The organism is Protofrankia sp. CiP1_Cm_nod2, from assembly GCF_920664355.1.
Lineage (GTDB): Bacteria > Actinomycetota > Actinomycetes > Frankiales > Frankiaceae > Protofrankia.
In genome coordinates this window covers 9,145-25,302 of sequence record NZ_CAKKTL010000067.1, presented here as the reverse complement: position 1 = coordinate 25,302, position 16,158 = coordinate 9,145, and the positions used below count along the sequence as shown (strand labels likewise).

12 protein-coding genes are annotated in these 16,158 nt (G+C 67.8%); 10 read left to right on the top strand and 2 right to left on the bottom strand.

Going from position 1 to position 16,158, the window contains the following annotated elements; translation table 11 throughout:
* The coding region (locus NBW84_RS10015) for a P-loop NTPase fold protein (RefSeq protein WP_250283885.1) at window positions 1-2,131 on the top strand (2,131 nt) is incomplete at its 5' end.
* A 118-nt stretch (window positions 2,132-2,249) separates the two neighbouring features.
* Here the strand turns inward: NBW84_RS10015 and NBW84_RS10010 are convergent.
* On the bottom strand, window positions 2,250-3,326 hold the full coding sequence (locus tag NBW84_RS10010; RefSeq protein WP_250283883.1) for a hypothetical protein: 1,077 nt from the start codon (window positions 3,324-3,326) through the stop codon (window positions 2,250-2,252).
* Window positions 3,327-3,862: 536 nt separating this feature from the next.
* Here NBW84_RS10010 and NBW84_RS10005 point away from each other — a divergent pair.
* Together NBW84_RS10005 and NBW84_RS10000 are read left to right on the top strand one after the other, a co-directional pair.
* Window positions 3,863-4,081, top strand: coding sequence for a helix-turn-helix transcriptional regulator (locus NBW84_RS10005; RefSeq protein WP_250283881.1), 219 nt, complete (start codon window positions 3,863-3,865; stop codon window positions 4,079-4,081).
* Between the two features lie 338 nt (window positions 4,082-4,419).
* Entirely contained in the window at window positions 4,420-7,917 is a 3,498-nt protein-coding gene (locus NBW84_RS10000; RefSeq protein WP_250283879.1) for a phosphotransferase, read from the top strand.
* A 51-nt stretch (window positions 7,918-7,968) separates the two neighbouring features.
* Here the strand turns inward: NBW84_RS10000 and NBW84_RS09995 are convergent, their stop codons facing one another.
* Entirely contained in the window at window positions 7,969-8,373 is a 405-nt protein-coding gene (locus tag NBW84_RS09995; RefSeq protein WP_250283877.1) for a hypothetical protein, read from the bottom strand.
* A gap of 515 nt (window positions 8,374-8,888) precedes the next feature.
* Between NBW84_RS09995 and NBW84_RS09990 the strand changes: the two genes are divergently transcribed.
* The 7 genes from NBW84_RS09990 to NBW84_RS09960 form a co-directional block, all read left to right on the top strand.
* The gene (locus NBW84_RS09990) at window positions 8,889-9,077 is read left to right on the top strand and encodes a hypothetical protein (protein WP_250283875.1); all 189 of its coding nucleotides are present in this window, start codon (window positions 8,889-8,891) and stop codon (window positions 9,075-9,077) included.
* 68 nt (window positions 9,078-9,145) lie between these two features.
* Window positions 9,146-9,733, top strand: a complete 588-nt coding sequence (locus NBW84_RS09985) for a hypothetical protein (protein WP_250283873.1) — start codon at window positions 9,146-9,148, stop codon at window positions 9,731-9,733.
* Window positions 9,734-9,798: 65 nt separating this feature from the next.
* Window positions 9,799-10,014, top strand: a complete 216-nt coding sequence (locus tag NBW84_RS09980; protein ID WP_250283871.1) for a hypothetical protein — start codon at window positions 9,799-9,801, stop codon at window positions 10,012-10,014.
* Between the two features lie 127 nt (window positions 10,015-10,141).
* Window positions 10,142-11,044 (top strand): DNA cytosine methyltransferase, encoded by a 903-nt coding sequence (locus NBW84_RS09975; RefSeq protein ID WP_250283869.1) that lies wholly within the window; start codon window positions 10,142-10,144, stop codon window positions 11,042-11,044.
* 13 nt (window positions 11,045-11,057) lie between these two features.
* Window positions 11,058-13,382, top strand: coding sequence for a cell division protein FtsK (locus NBW84_RS09970; RefSeq protein WP_250283866.1), 2,325 nt, complete (start codon window positions 11,058-11,060; stop codon window positions 13,380-13,382).
* A 505-nt stretch (window positions 13,383-13,887) separates the two neighbouring features.
* On the top strand, window positions 13,888-14,340 hold the full coding sequence (locus NBW84_RS09965; RefSeq protein WP_250283864.1) for a helix-turn-helix domain-containing protein: 453 nt from the start codon (window positions 13,888-13,890) through the stop codon (window positions 14,338-14,340).
* A partial coding sequence (locus tag NBW84_RS09960; RefSeq protein ID WP_250283862.1) for a recombinase family protein occupies window positions 14,337-16,158 on the top strand: 1,822 nt, incomplete at its 3' end. The genes NBW84_RS09965 and NBW84_RS09960, both read left to right, overlap by 4 nt.

Below are 16,158 nucleotides of genomic sequence, written 5' to 3'. Positions count from 1 at the left end.
ATCCGAGATCGTCAGTGTGGGTGATCAGACGATCCGGGTGTGGAACCGTCGCAGCGGGCTACAGGTCCGTGGCACCGGGACCGGGGGTGGGCCGTCCCGGCGAGGTGTGCTTGCCGGGGTACGCAGCGACGAGCCCAGCGACGTCGACCTGCTCGACATCGCCGAGGACGTGGACACGCTGGCCACGCTGATCGCCGCGTCCGGCACCGAAGCACCGCTGGCGATCGCGGTACTCGGCGAGTGGGGCGCAGGGAAGTCCACGCTGTTACAGCAGGTACGCGGCCAGGTCGACCGGCTCGCCGCCCTGTCGCTGAACAACCTCGGCCGCAGCGCATACGCCGCTTCGATCCGGCAGATCACCTTCAACGCCTGGCACTACAGCGACGACCACGTATGGACCGGGCTGATCGAGCACCTGTTCCGCGAACTGGCCCGCAACAACCAGACGACCACCCCAGCCGATCCCGCCGCGACCCGGAACGAACGCGACCACCTCCACGGCCGCATCCGGGAACTGGAAGCCGACCGTGACCGCCTCGACGCCACGATCAGCACTGTCGACGCCGCACCCGCCCCGACCGGCCGGCTCGCCACGGTCGGCTCCCCGACCAGACTGTGGCGGGCGGCCACCGCGGCGATGCGCACACTCGCCGGTGACCTGCGCCGCGGGTACCGGATCCTCGCCGGCTGGGCCATCCTGCTCGCCGCGGTGGGGGTGCTGTGGTGGTGGCTCGGCCCGTGGCTGCACACCGCGGTCACCGCCGTCGCCGGGATCCTGGCGTTCGCGCCCCTGGCCGTGCTGCCCCGGGTCCACGGGTGGGCGGTGGCGTTCACCGACACCGAACAGCGCCGGCTGGCCGACGACGCCGGCCGGGTACGCCGCGAACTGGCCGATAGCCGTGCCCGCCTCGCGCAGGTCGACGCCGCCGCGAACCTCGCCGACATCCTCGAACGCACCGCGGACGCCGCCACCTACCAGGACTACCGGGGGCTGGTGGGCCGGGTCAGCCGCGACCTCGACACCCTCGACCGCGCCCTGACCGCCGCACGCACCGAGTGGCAGACCAGCGGCAGCACCGCCCCACCCCCGCTGGAACGCATCGTGCTCTACGTCGACGACCTCGACCGCTGCCCACCCGACCGGGTCGTGGAAGTCCTCACCGCCATCCACCTGCTGCTCGCGCGACGGCTGTTCGTCGTCCTCGTCGCGGTCGACGCCGCCTGGCTGCGCCGCAGCCTCACCGCCCACCACAGCGCCATGTTCGGCCTCCCCACCGCAGACACCGACACGACACCCACGGCTACCCCCGTCGACTGGCTCGACAAGATCTTCCAGATCCCTTTCGCGCTCCGGCCGATGGGTCCCACCGCCACCGGCTACCTGGCCGCCCTGCTACCCGCCGCACCAGCCGGGGCCACACCCCCACCGCCACCAGCACCCCCGGACCCGGCCACCACCGACAGCACCACCAGCGCCGGCCCCTCTCCACCAACCGGCTCCCGCCCACCGGTGCCGACCGGACCAGTGCCGGCATCCCCCGATACCCCGACACCACCGCCGGCCCCGGACGCCCGTCTCACCCGGCCGTCGCCCATCCCTGAAACCGACCGGGGCCGCGGGATCCCGGACCTCCGCCCCGCCGCCCTGACCCTCACCGATGGCGAACGCACCGTCATCCCCCTGGTCGGACCGCTGCTACCCACCCCCCGCGCCGGCAAAAAACTGATCAACCTGTACCGGCTGATCCGAATCGGAGTCCCCGAAGGGGAACTGGCCGCGTTCACCGCCGGCCCCTACCAGGCCGCTCTCCTGCTTCTCACCATCGTGATCGGCTACCCGACGCTCGCCGGCCCACTGCTGACCGCGCTGGAGGCCAGCACCGGTGACACCGACATCGTCACGTTCCTGCGCGGCAGCCCCTGCGGCGCGGCCCTGCAACCGGCCTGCGACCGCATCGCCGACACCGTCGCGACCATCCGCCAGCAGGGCACGCCCTTCCACGGCCCACTCACCACCTACCGGCACTGGAGCCCACGCATCGCCCGCCACAGCTTCCACACCATCGGCTTCCGCCAAGCCGGCGCACCCCTCACCATGCCGCGCCAGGGAGGTGATCTACCGGACAGGTAGGTGCTCGAACACTCCGTCGAGACTCCAGTAACCGTATGACAGGATGAGGCCCCGGCCACACAGCCGGGGCTTCATCCCATCACGTTTGCGCCGGACGAAAAAGATCTTAATCATCTATCTATACGAGGAAGCGTCGGGTAGCGCCGCTTCCTGCCGTGGGCCTGCACCACTCCCGAAGCCGGTCGGTGAGTTGTAGGCCGAGCCTGATGTCACGGTCGGCGATGGCGCGGGTGAGGATGTGGTACTGGCCGATCAGGTGGTCAACGGGGCGCCGTTGGGAGATGTCGGCGACGTCGATCAACAGGTCGGCCGCCGTGTCCGGGGCGTCGTCGAGGAGGACACGGGCGAGTTCCAGCCGGACATAGGAGCGCAACCCGGTCGCGCCCGCCTTGTCGAGCTCCGGCCACGCCGCGACGACGTAGGAAACCGCCTGTGTGCGGTCGTCGTTCACGTCGGCCGGTCGGGGTTCGGCGTCGGCGAGTTCGTTGTACCGAGTGGCCATGGACACGGAGAACTCGGCGGCGGACATGCCTGTCTGATGCAGCCCGATCACCGAGGCTGGCGGGGCCGTGGTCATGACGTCGGCGGCCTCCCGAAGGACGGATTCGGCACGGTCAAGCTGACGTGTCGCGATCAGCGCGCGTGCTTCCGCTTGAATGAGCAGCCGCGCCCAGGTGGGATGACCCTCGAGGCCGTGCCTGCGGGCGAACATCCGGGCCTGCGCGGCGCACGCGATGGCGAGAGTGGGCCGCCCCTGTAACGTCTCATGGATCACCTGCCGGCCGAGGACCCAGAGTTGGCCAGCGGGATACTCGCCCCGGCCCAGGTCGTTGAACGCCTTCCCGTACAACGTGTTCGCGCGACTGCGGTTGCCGAGATCGAACACGGCCGCCGCTTCGGTCGCGCCCAGCATGCCGACGGCGGCGGATGTCTGGACGTAGTCCGATGATCCTTGGTCACAGTCCGCCAGGATCGCGCGCCCGCGTTTCCCAGCGTGACGCGCCAAATAGGCGACCTGCCGGGCGGGTAGACGCTCGAAAGCCTCGTCGAGAGAGTCAGCGAGGCTGCGGATCTCGTCGGGCGTGGTCGGCTTGGGCATGTCGCCGAGGAGGGTTGCCATCACGAGTCCGCCGCCTGCCAGCAGGGCCCGCCGTCGGTCGAGTGTGCCGGTAGCGGGTGGCTGTGCAACGTCCATGGGTGTATCCAGGGCCGGTTGTCCCCATTGTGATCAGGGACGGTGGATGTCTGGTCTGGGGTCGGATGCGTTCCCGGTAGGGCGCCGCTCTGCGGCACATCGTCGTCGCCGGTGGCGATGGAGCCGTCCGGACAACCGGGCGGGCACGTGTCGGTGACCTCCGAGAGCGGGCCGAGTGAGCAGTTACCCGACGCCCAGCCACCCGAAAAGGTGTAGCCGGTTTCGATGTCGTCGGGCTTGTCCACGCGGTGCAGCGGGTCCGCCGAAGCGCCGGAACGGTCGGGGCGCTCCGGAAGGCTCCTACGGGGTGGGCGTGGTGTGTCGTGGGCTGAAAAACTGGACATTACGGCGGTTGCCCTTCTTGGTCGGGTGATCACCCAGGGGCCGCCCGGTGAGTCACCACCGGGTGGCCCCGCTTCTCTTGCCTCTCTCCTCGGCGCGCTCGACGTGCGGCGCGCCAGATCGCGTGATGCCATGTCTCTAGAGACAGTACGCCTAGAGACAGTGTCTTTATAGACAGCCCTAGCTTTGCGACCATGGCCCTGGTTGGGATCAAGGAAGTCGCCGAGATGATCGGCGTGTCGCGGACACGAGCCGATCAACTGTCTCGACGGCCCAGCTTCCCCGAGCCCAAAATCCGCCACGCCAGGGTGCGCATGTGGGAAGACTCGGACATCGAAGCCTGGCTTGATCGCTACCGGCCAGACTGGCGCGGCGAGAGTCCGCCACAGTCCACGAACGATCGGGATATCTGACCGCATTCACCCGAGGCTTGGACGGTCTCGGCATTCATATCTCCAGGTCACAGACCCAGAGACGTCCGAATTGCCGATTTTGCCCCACTGTGGCACACGCGGATAGACGCGATCAATTCAGACCGATCAATCCTATCTCTAGAGAAACTATCTCTAGAGATAGATCTAGCTTCAGCGCTGTGTCCCTCGGAGAAACACACAACGGTTGACTCGCGGTCCGATCACGACAGCGGCCCGCAAAACTTGCCGGCGCCACGATCAGGAGGTCCGGCGCTGCCGTCCCTGCCCGTCGAGTGATACCGAAAGTTCCGACAGCCGAATAACACCGGGAGTGCGCCATGGTCCCCGCGCCGAGGTTCCGGCGGGTCGCCGCCCTGCAACGGGAATTCGTCGATCGGGAACCGGTGATCGAGGCTTTCACCGCGGAACTCGGGCGCCCTGGTGGCGGGCCTCGCATCCTAAACCTCACCGGCGTTGGCGGTATCGGGAAGTCCCGGCTCCTGCGCGAGTTGAAAGATCGCGCGGACGGGACCCACCGCAGCGCAACGCTTGATCTACAGATACCCGCGTTACGCCAGCAGGAAGACGCCCTTGCCGTGCTGCGGGGGGAACTCGGCGGGCAGGGTGTCCACTTCGACCGGTTCGACATCGCCTATATGGTGCTGTGGCAGCGTCTCCACCCGCATCTACGGCTGGACAAGGCCGAATTGCCGTTCCTGGATGGCAGTTCGCTTCTTACTGATGTTGTCGACACCGTCTCCGGTATTCCGTTCCTCGGCACGGCGCGCGGACTGATCCGCATTCTCGAACGTGGGTCGTCGGATGTCCGTCGCCGGATGCGGGTACGGCGGGACAGCACCTTGCAGGCACTTGACGACCTGCCGAACAGCGACCTTGCCGACGCGGTGACCTACCTTTTCGCCGCTGACCTGCGTGACGGCAGCGCTGACAGTCCGTATGTGCTGTTCGTCGACAGTTACGAAGCGTTGGTTCCGTCGCCGGTCCGGTCCGGCCGGGCGCACTTGGCCGACGGCTGGTTGCGTGATCTGTGCGCCCAGTTGGATACCGGGTTGGTCGTCGTCGCCAGCCGCGAACCGCTGCGCTGGGAGACCGACGATCCCGAATGGTCCGACGTGATCCGGGTCCGTGACCTCGGCGGCCTGCCGATGTCTGCCCGGCTCGACCTGCTCGAAACCGGCGGCCTGACCGACCCGGCCCACCGGCACACCGTGGCCGAGGCGAGCGCCGGTCTGCCGTTCTATCTGCATCTGGCTGTCGACACCCACGAACAGTCCGGCGTCGCCACCGGCCGCGCGGCTGTCTCGCAGTCACAGATCCTCGCCCGGTTCCTTGAGCATGTCGCCGCTGACGAGATCCGCACCCTCGAGATCCTCAGTCCGGCCCGTGTGTTCGACTACGAGATCTTCCGGCTGTTGGCCGCACAGTTCCACCTGCCCGGCGACCGGCTCGCCTGGGAGTCCCTGACGTCGTATTCCTTCGTCTACCCCGCCGGTGACGCACTGCGTTTCCATCAGCTCATGGGCGGGGCCCTGGCCGCCCGGCTACCCGCCAGCGTCACGCACGATGTCCACATCGCCTTGCGCGCGCTGTGGGATGACAGGGCCGATGCGCTCGTCGCCGCGAACGACGGACCCGCCAGCGCCCGTGCGCTACGCGAAGCGGTCTTCCACGGCTTGGCCGCCGGCAGCGTCGGCGGCGCCGAACTGCTCGACTACGCCGACCGGGCCGTACGCCGAGGCGGTCATAGTGCCGTTACCGGACTCACCGACGATCTACGTAACCGGTTGGCGCTCCGGCCCGCCGACGGTTCCGATGACCTCGGTGATCTGCCGGAAGCGTTGGCCTGTCTGGACGCCGAAGCCGCCGTTCGGCTCGGCGACGCCCCGGCCGCAATACGTCTCGCCGTCGCTCCCGCCGCCACGGCCGATCTCACCTCGACGGTCGGTGCCCGGCTGACGGTCGCCGCCGGCCACGGCCAGCGGATCGCCGGTAACACCCGTCCCGCTCTCGACCTGTTCACCCGGGCGTGGGAGCGGTCCGGCGGAAGGCCCCGGTTACAGGCGGGTCTGTGGGCCTGTGACCTGCACATGGCCCAGGGCCGTTTCCGTGACGCGGAGATCCTTGCCGCTGACCTTGACGCGCTTGCTCCTGCCGATGACACCGAGTTCCGCGGTGACGTGGCTCGATTACGCCATCTCGCCGGCCGCTTCGCCTTCGACCTCGACGCCGCCCGCCGTCATCTCGACGACGCCGCAGCCTTCTACCAGGCGTCCGGCAGCGTTCTCGGTCTCGCCAATATCGAGACGAACCGGGCTGAACTGCTCTGCCTTGTCGATCCTCAGCAGGCGATCGGCGCGGCAGGCCGGGCCATCGACACCCAGCGTGACACCGGTGCCCGTCACGAACTCGGCAAGGCGTACACGGCACTGGCCGTCGCCGAGATGCGGCTTGGGGACCTCGACGCGGCCGACACTGCGTTGCATACCGCCTGCGACACCCTCGACCAGGCCGGTTACCGTTCCGGCCGGGCACGGGCCGAGCTCTACGCGGGCCTGCTGCACGCCCGGCGGGGGCGGATGGACGAAGCGGTCACGTCGTTGCGCCGGACCGTCGAGGAACTCGAGGCCGCCGATGTCTACCCGACCTTCGTGCTGCTCGCAGCCTGCGCCACGGAATATCTCGGCGTCACCGACAGCACCATCACTGCCGCCGCCCACCGGGCCCGAACGGCGGTTCAGCCTCTCGACACCCTCGACGCGATCGAAGATCGTCTACGCGCGTACACCGTCGAACTCTTCGACGGTCACGTCTGGAAACCTGACGAGTTGTACCGGGCGGCGCGCGAACACACCGACGCCGCTTCCGGCTTCTACAACGACAACATCCCGCTCGACACCCCGACCGGCCCGGTGATCGTCCGTATCCCGATCCCGGGAAGCGACGTCATGGACCTGTCCATCTGGCCGGAACCCGAGGTGCTACGCGCCGTCCGGGGCACGGTCACGTCCGTGCCCCGGCTTCTCCATACCCAGGACACCCCCCGGTTCCAGATTCACGAGTTCATCGCCGGGCAGCTTCTCGACGATGTCGCCCCACGCGGTGTCCGCGTGCCGGTCCATGTCCTTGACGATGTCGCCGAACTGTTCGCGCAGCTCGGCGCTGTTCCCCGCGACCACATACCGGCCGTCCCGCCAGGTTGGCCCGACGACGGCGACACCGCGTCCTTCGCCGGCCGGCTGTCCGCGGTCACCGTCGATGTCCACACCCGCTTCCTTCCCGAGTTCGGCGGCCTCTTCGACGCTCTCGGCATCCCCGCGGAACCTCTCAGCACGATCAATCGTGCCTGGGCTGGACTGCGGCACCGGCCGTTCCGGCTCCTGCACACCGACATCCACCGCAAGAACATGATCCTTTCCGGTGGGCGGATCTACTTTCTCGACTGGGAGTTGGCGCTGTGGGGTGACCCCGTCTACGACCTCGCCGTCCACCTCCACAAGACCGCCTACCAGCCCGACGAACACGACGCGCTTCTCGAGCGTTGGGCGGACGCCGTGCCCGGCCCGCCGTCCGAGGGATGGACGGAAGACCTTCCGGTCTATCTCGCCCACGAACGGGTCAAGTCCGCGATCGTCGACACCGTCCGCTATACCAAGCTGCTCACCGGCCCGCCGTTGCCCGCCGAGCAGCGACAGGCTCTCGTGGACAAGCTCGTTGGCAAACTCACCGCCGCTCACCAGGTGTGGCGGACCCGCCGCTTCCGGATCGATCCCGCGACCGTCACGGCGCACATCGCCCGGTGGGCCGCTGGCCGCTGACCCCGCCGGACGCGCGACGGGGCCGCTCCTGTAGCAGGAGCAGCCCCGTTCTCAGTCGAGTCCCCTGATCCGCCGGTAGATCTCGAGCGCGAGGTCAGTCACGAACGCCTGTTCGTAACGCCGTTCCGAGCGGAACGTCACCGGCTGAATCTCAAGGACGTCAGCGGCGTGTCGGCGACGCTTCGACAGGGTCATTCCGGATGTGCCCGGACTGAGACACAGCATGATCGACATGATGCGGTCGACCGGCGAGTCGAGGGCTTCGACCGCCTGCGCAATCAGGTTGGAAGCCTCCAACGCCCGTTCCGCGACGTGGCGATCGGCACCGGCCGAGACCGGGCAGAGGACATCGACGAGAGTTGGATGGTCCAGAAGAGAACGGGCACGGGCGCCGTGGCGCAGCGCACGCCGCAGCTCGGCGTGAAGCTCGTCGAAGTCAACGGGCGGTATGTACATCGTGTGTCGACAGGGGCCTTTGTGGCCCCCAGCAGACGTCCCCCGTCGGTTCGCCTCCTTCCTGAGGACTCGCGGTGTCCCGGACCGCGCCGGGGGACGTATTCCGTCCGGGACAGCCCAAGAGTATGCCATGTTTGGTACCTGATCGCTACGTTTGCCACCGGTTGGTGCTTGGATCATCCGCTTGCCGGTGTTCCATGCCGGTAGCCGCCCGTCCGCTCCGGTCGACGAGACGGCCGGAGCGGGCGGCCTGAGCTGGACGGACGCCGTCGGCCCGCAACTCTCCCCCTCTTCTCCAGCAGTTTCACCCCTTCCTCTCCCGCGCCTGTCCGCCCGCCCGTCGACATCACTCCAGCGGGAATCAAGCGTTTTCTGACGGCGAATTCCAGCAGTCGACCGGCGCACCATTGGACGTGTCCGAGGAAACCGACAGGAACGACCGGGACCGGCGATGGAAAAGCCGACGCACCCCGTCCGGTCCCGTCGGAGACAATTCGACGTCTGGAGACATCACCATGCCGCGCTACTACTATCGATCGCCACTGGGCATCGTTGCACGCTGGACCATGGGGACCGTTGCCCTCATGCTTTTCCTCACCGGTCTCGAATGGGTGGCGGTCAAGGTCCTGCCGGTCATCCTGCCTTTTCTGTTCGTCGGCGCCCTCGTCGTCATCGTCTTCTGGGCCGTCAACCAGCTTCGCTGAACCCTCCCGGAAAGCACCGATCACGACGGCAGGAACTCGAGGAATCCTGAGAAAGAGGTGATGTTCGTATGACTCCCGCTGATGACGATCTGAACGCGTCCTTCGTCACGGCCGACGACCTGCGTGACCGGGCCGAGCGTGCCTCGACGCACCTGGATGATCTGTTCCGTCTGTCCACGCTCGTTCACGAGATACGGCTAGACACCGATCATCCGGTCGTGTCGGCCGCGTTGGGCATGGTCAGCGAGCGTCTGTCCGCGCTGACACCACAGGCGTTCGCGGTCGCCGAGTACGCCCGTGATGCCGCCATAGCAGGCACGCTGACCGGGGAGCCACCGGAGGGAGACGACCTGAACCGGCCGGAACTCACCGTCGCTGACCTGCGCGCCCGGACCAGGCGTGCCAGCGTCCGCGTCGGCATCGCCTCACGGTTGCTCGAGCACGTCAGTATCCGCGCGGAGCAGTGCGACGACCCGACCGAACGGGCGGCCTGGTGGCGCCTGTTCGACATCGCCGCGAACGACTCCACCCGCGCCTACCGGGCCAGCAACCGAGCCTGGAACGCCTACACCGCCGCCCGCGACGCCGACACCGTCGCCGGGACCGGCGACGGCACGCCCGGCACGGACCCGGAAAACCCGCGTACTCCCGGCTAACGCTGCGGCCTGTTTCACCTTCCCGGCACGACTCCCTTTTTCTCTCCTGAAAGGCGGGCTGTCCCGTGACTGCTCTTCTGGGACTCGCTGCCCTTGTTCTCCCGCTGGCCCTGGCTGCGCGTTCACGTCGTCTTTCACTGCTCGCCGGAATCCTGTGTGTCGTGGTCGGCTACTACCTCGCCGAGTCCGGCGCGACCGCCGTCATGCGGCAGGAGATCACCGATGCCCTGTCATTCGCGGTCGACACTTTCTCCCGGATGATATCCGGAATCACGCCCTGAACTGATCCATCCCACGGATGCCGGGCGCCCGGCGAAGCCGCAGGAGCCCGCTTTTTCCCATCGCCTCCGGGCGTCTGGTGCTCCCGCGCGAATCTCCATGTTTTTGCTTGTCGTCAAAGGAGTGTGGATGGACACCCCGATCGTGCTCGACCTGTTCGCCGGAGCCGGCGGATGGTCGATCGCGCTGTCGTCCCTCGGTTTCACCGCTGTTGGGGTCGAGTGGGACGCGGCCGCCTGCCGGACCCGTCGGGCCGCCGGCCTCGACACGATCGAAACCGACGTGTCGTTGCTGTCCCCGCACGACTTCACCGATGCCGTCGGGCTCGTCGCCTCCCCGCCGTGCCAACCGTTCTCCACGGCCGGTGCCAAACGCGGGTTCGCCGACCCGCGCGCCCATCTGCTCTTCGAGCCGCTGCGCTTCGTCCACGCGCTACGCCCGGCGTGGGTGGCCTTCGAGGAGGTTCCGGCCGTCCTGCCGGTCTGGGAGAGCATGGCCGCCCAGCTTCGCGGGCTCGGATATGCCACCTGGCATGGTGTGCTGTCGAGCGAGGAATACGGAGTGGCGCAGACACGCCGCCGGGCGTTCCTGCTCGCCTCCCGCGCCCACCGGACGATCGGACCACCGCCAGCCAGCCACAGCCGGTACGGGCCGGGCCGGCAGCGGTTGACACCGCCGCTGGCGCCCTGGCATTCGATGGCCGACGCCCTCGGCCGCGGTCTGGTCGACCGCCCCGCCTACACGGTCACCACCCGGGGGAATTGGTGGGGCGGCATTGGCGCCCGCGTCGCGCTCCGCCGCGCCCAGCAGGAAGGCCGCTGGGTCGGAGCGCCGGACCGGTTGTCCGTCGCCGAGTTCGGCCGCCTCCAAGGCTTCCCCGACGACCACCCCTGGCAGGGCAGCGTCGAGGCCCGGCTTCGACAGATCGGTAACGCCGTGCCCCCGCCACTGGCCGCCGCGGCGCTGTCCGCCGTCGCGCTACCGGCCCGCATCGGCACGCCTGCCGCGACCAGTCTGCGCCCCACCGGATGACCGGAGAGCCGCGATGACGACTGACGACCCCCGCACACCACTGACGCCAACCGACCCCGGCTCGCAGGCCGGCCGGCTGCCCGTCCCGGTCGATCGGCCTGGCGGATGGCTACCCGCACTGATCGACTACCGCGCAGCCTCCTCGAACCCACCGCGTAACGAGCCCACGACAGACCAGCACGACACCGGCGCGACCAGCGATAGCGGATCGCGGCTCGTGGAGCCCTACCAGCCCGCAGCGCCCCCGGAGCCGACGGGATCCGGCCGCTTCGCGTCGAGTTACGACGTGCCGCTCGACCCCGAACCCGACCCGACCGCCCAGCCGGTACCGGTCGACATCCCCGACTGCGCGGCGAGCCGTCGACGGTGGGCCGACGACGAACGCCGACCGATCATTCCGTCTGGTCTGCGCCGTGGTTCCCTGGCGCCGACCGTGCGGCACACCGCCGGGCATCTGACGCATGTGGTCGTCTTCCACGCCGTCCGGCTGCCCTGGTACACGCTGGTCACCACCCGGGCGGCAGGAGTCGGCGTTGTCCGTCTGCTCGACAGGCAACGCCGCTGGTGGTGGTGCGCCGAGGCAGCCGACCTGCTACACACGACCGCCGAGGCCGCCGACCCGGGCGCCTGGCTGAAACTGCACCGTGAGATCCGGGCCACCCGGCTACGACGCGGCCTGATGCTCGCCGTCGAACTCTTCGCCGTCGGATGGGGGCTGCTCTGGCTACCCGCTGTAGTCAATGTCCTGCCGTGGCCGGTCACGCTGCTTCTCGGCGGGGCGGCGCTCGTCGCTCTGGCCCGGTTCGGACGGCCCGCCGGTCGTCCGCTCCTACCCTCCGCGGTAGTGACTCCCCGCTACCGGCGACTGACAGCCGACGTGGTGCTCCGCGCCTACTACGCCGCGCGACTCGGAATGCCGGACAAACCCGGGCAACAGGTCGAGTTCGGCTCCCCGATGTCCCGTGACGGCGAAGGCTCCCGCGTCGTGGTCGACCTTCCCTACGGGAAGGGCTTCGGTGACGCGGTCCGTGCCCGGGAAGCGATCGCGTCCGGGCTGGACGTCGCGACCTCGCAGGTGTTCCTGACCCGCGACCCGACCTCGCACCGCCGACACATGCTGTGGGTCGCCGACCGTGACCCCCTCGCCGTCGGTGCCGGACGCACACCACTACTGGCCTGCAAACCAACCGACATCTGGACACCGGCGCCCTTCGGCGTCGACGAACGCGGCGGCGCGGTCACCGTCGACCTGATGTTCACGTCGATCCTCGTCGGCGCGCAGCCTCGACAGGGAAAAACCTTCGCTCTGCGGACGCTGGCGCTGTACGCGGCGCTCGACCCGTACGTGAGGATCAGCGTGTTCGACGGGGGCGGGAAACCCGACTGGCGGCGCTTCGCCCTGGTCGCGGACCGGTGCTCCTTCGGACTCGCCCCGACCCGCGACGGCGACCCCGTCGAAGTGCTCATCAACACGCTACGGGCGATCAAAGAGGATGTCCGGCAACGCTACGTGCACCTGTCCGACCTGCCGTCCGACGTCTGCCCAGAGGGCAAGCTCACCCGGGCGATCGCCCGTAACCCCGAGTACGGCATGCCCGTTCATCTCCTGCTGCTCGACGAGTTCCAGGAGTACTTCAACACCGGCAACCAGACCGCCGACCAGGAGATAGCCGACCTGCTCGTCTACCTCGTCCGGGTCGCGCCCGCCGCCGGTGTACTGCTCGGCGACGCCACCCAACGTCCCTCCGGGATCGGCAGCGGGGGCGACGTCGCCCGGAAGTTCACCGACTTCCGGGACAACCACCTTGTCCGCTTCGCGCTACGGACCGGATCATGGCAGGTCAGTGACCTTGTCCTGGGTGCCGGTGCCTACTCCGAAGGGCTCGACTCCTCCACCCTGCTCCCGCAGTACAAAGGCGTCGGCATCCTGCGCGGGGCCAGCGACGCCAACCCGACCGTCCGTACCTTCCTGGCCGACGCCCAGGACGCCGAAAAGATCCTCAGCGTCGGCCGGGCGCTCCGCGAACGACTCGGCACGCTCTCCGGCCACGCCGCCGGACAGAGCACCGTACGCGCGCCCCGTAACGTGCTTGCCGACGTCGCCGCGCTCCTCGCACCCGGGGAATCCGGGGTGCACTGGGCCGACCTCGCCGCCCGACTGGCCAACCGCTTCCCGGAGCATTACGCCGACGTCACAGCGGACGCGATCAGCGCGCAACTGCGTGATCTCGGGGTGCCTTCGGCGAACGTCCGGGCAGGCGGCATGGTCCGCCGGGGCGCCCGCGCCACCGACATCACGGCCGCGCTCCGACGCGCGGACCCACCCGGCGACGTGTAGCACGTATCGGGTAGCTGTAGCGCCGACGCTACACCGCCCGCTACCTGCCACACCCTGCCTGACCAGCGCAAATAGCCTGTTGTAGCGGGTAGCGGCGGCCAGCGGCCCACCCTCGAAATCCCGCCCCGGGGCCACGTCGGCACCCCGCCCGGCCGCTACGCGCTACAGCGACTCCCAGCGCTGCCCCTTCGCTTTCCTCCGCTCCGCCCCGGAGGTTCCCGGCATGGCGCGCCCCCGCGTCGTCGTTGTTGCTCATCCACGCAAAGAAATCGATCTTCATATGCTCGCGGGCGCGCTGCTGCTGTGGGCGACGGATATGACGACCACGAACACACCGTCGTCCACCGGCGAACGGAGTATCCGGCCTACGCGCCGCTCTCGGCGCCGTCCGACTGGGAACCGCCACGCCGAGTCCAGTAGCAGCGGCCAGTAGTGACCCACTACAGGACTGTTTACAAAACGAACCGTGATCTTTTACTGTGTCACGAGACGAGGAAGGACGCCCGTGACCCCAGCCGACGAACACGACCAGCATCCGCCCGACATAGTTACACTCGGTGATTACCTGCGCAGAAAAAGACAGGAAGCGGGATTGTCACTGCGGCAACTGGCCGCACACACCGGAGTGAGCCACTCCTATCTCTCCCGCGTCGAGTACGGCGACTACCACCACCCGGCACCCGGCACCCTCCAACGCATCGCGCGTGTCCTGGGCATCGACCATGCGGACCTGTTCACGCTCGCTGGCTACACCCCACCGGAAACGCTTCCGACATTCACCGCCTATCTTGCCGTGAAGTACGAGATGCCCGACCAGGCCAACGACGAACTCCGGGCACTGTTCGAGGACATCTGTCGTAGATACCCGGTGCGCGAACGCGACCCCGTGCCAGACGCTCCCGCACAGCAGCTCGAGCCGACATATCCGCATCACGAAGAACAGGAGCCGCAGCCATGACCCGCCCGCAACGTGAAATACCGCTGGACCTTCCTTCCAGCATGACGACCATCGAGCCAATCCCTGTTTCTGGTGATGACACGCGACGACCGCGGGCAATCCTCTACCTGCGAGTGTCCGGGCAAGGTCAGGTCAAAACCGACTACGACCCCGAAGGTATATCGCTACCCGCGCAGCGACGCAAAACCCGCGAGAAGGCCCAGCAACTCAACACCGACGTAGTCAGCGAGTACATCGAACCCGGAAGGTCCGCTTACAAGGATCTGGACAAGCGCGAAGCGTTCCGCCAGATGATCGACAGGATCGAACGCGAACGTGACGTCGACGTGGTCATCGTGTACCAACTGTCCCGTTTCGCCCGTAACCGCTACGAAGACGCGATCTTCTCCATGGCGCTACGACGCCTCGGCGTCCAACTCGTCTCCGCAACGGAGAACATCGACGAGTCACCGGTCGGCATGCTCGTCCACGGCATCCTGTCATCGGTCAACGAATTCCAGTCCGCCGCCAGCGGCAAGGACATCAGTTTCAAGATGTCCGAAAAGGCTCGCAAAGGCGGAACCCCGGGCTTGGCACCTATCGGATACCTCAACATCCGCGAACATTTCGAGGGCCGGGAAATCCGCTCCATCGGCCTCGACCCCGACCGGTGGGAACATGTCCGATGGGCATGGGAAGAATTCGCCACCGGCCGCTACACCCTCGCCAGCATGACCGCCGCACTCGAGGCACGCGGCCTGACCAGCCGCGCCACCCAGAAATACCCGGAACGCTCTCTGAACAAGTCCCACGTCCACAAGATGCTCACCAACCCCTACTACATCGGGTGTGTCCGGTTCGATGGTGTGCTCTACGAGAACGGGCGCCACCCCGTCTTCATCAGCCGCGAGACGTTCAACCAGGTCCAAGCCGTCCTTCGGGCACGGAAGAAAACCGGCGACAAACCACAACGGCATTTCCATTACCTGAAAGGATCGCTGTTCTGCGGCGAGTGCGGCTCACGGATGGGAATCATCAACGCGACCGGCCGGTGGGGCGGCGTCTACCCGTACTTCTACTGCCTCGGCCGCCAACGCGACACCCGCTCCTGTGCTCAGCCCTACGTCCGCATCGAGCTCGTCGAGCGGGAAGTCGAACAATGGTGGGCCCGCGTCAGCCTCACCGACACCAAGCGCGCCCACATCCGCGACCTCGTCGTCGCCGCCGCCCACGCGATCGCCACCCACGGCCACGCCGAGGCCACCCGCCAGAAGAAGAAAATCACCAGCCTGGAAGAGGAACGCCGCAAGCTCCTCCGCCTCCACCTCAACGACACGGTCGACGAAGACCTCTTCAAGGAGGAACAGGACCGGCTACGCCGCGCGCTCGACACCGCCCGCCGGGTCCTCGACACCTGCCAGGCCCAGTGGAAGACCCTCGAAGACGCCATCGACCGGATCATGCTGCTCTGCGAGGACAGCCACACCCTCTACCGCACCGCGCCCGACAGCGTGAAACAACAGCTCAACCAGGCCGTCTTCCACCGCTTCTACGTCCTGGGACACACCCTCGCCGGCGCCGACCTGTGCAGCCCGCTCGCTCAGCTCCTCGCCGATGATCTCGACGTCCGACTCGCCCTCGAGACACGAAACCTCATCGAGGACACCAAAGATCTAGCAGACGCGACGGAGACCGACCGACACGACGCCGACCCGCGCGAACAACCACCGAGCCTCACCGGCTACCTGCCCCGGCAGCGGCCCTACGGCCCGCTCCCCACCGAAGAAGATCAACTCCGGCTGATCACGACCAACCGGGGTTTGAACATGGCAACTCTGG

Coding starts and splice junctions, on each gene's coding strand:
- NBW84_RS10010 (WP_250283883.1), bottom strand. CDS start 3,326: ATGGACGTTGCACAGCCACCCGCTACCGGCACACTCGACCGACGGCGG.
- NBW84_RS10005 (WP_250283881.1), top strand. CDS start 3,863: ATGGCCCTGGTTGGGATCAAGGAAGTCGCCGAGATGATCGGCGTGTCG.
- NBW84_RS10000 (WP_250283879.1), top strand. CDS start 4,420: ATGGTCCCCGCGCCGAGGTTCCGGCGGGTCGCCGCCCTGCAACGGGAA.
- NBW84_RS09995 (WP_250283877.1), bottom strand. CDS start 8,373: ATGTACATACCGCCCGTTGACTTCGACGAGCTTCACGCCGAGCTGCGG.
- NBW84_RS09990 (WP_250283875.1), top strand. CDS start 8,889: ATGCCGCGCTACTACTATCGATCGCCACTGGGCATCGTTGCACGCTGG.
- NBW84_RS09985 (WP_250283873.1), top strand. CDS start 9,146: ATGACTCCCGCTGATGACGATCTGAACGCGTCCTTCGTCACGGCCGAC.
- NBW84_RS09975 (WP_250283869.1), top strand. CDS start 10,142: ATGGACACCCCGATCGTGCTCGACCTGTTCGCCGGAGCCGGCGGATGG.
- NBW84_RS09970 (WP_250283866.1), top strand. CDS start 11,058: ATGACGACTGACGACCCCCGCACACCACTGACGCCAACCGACCCCGGC.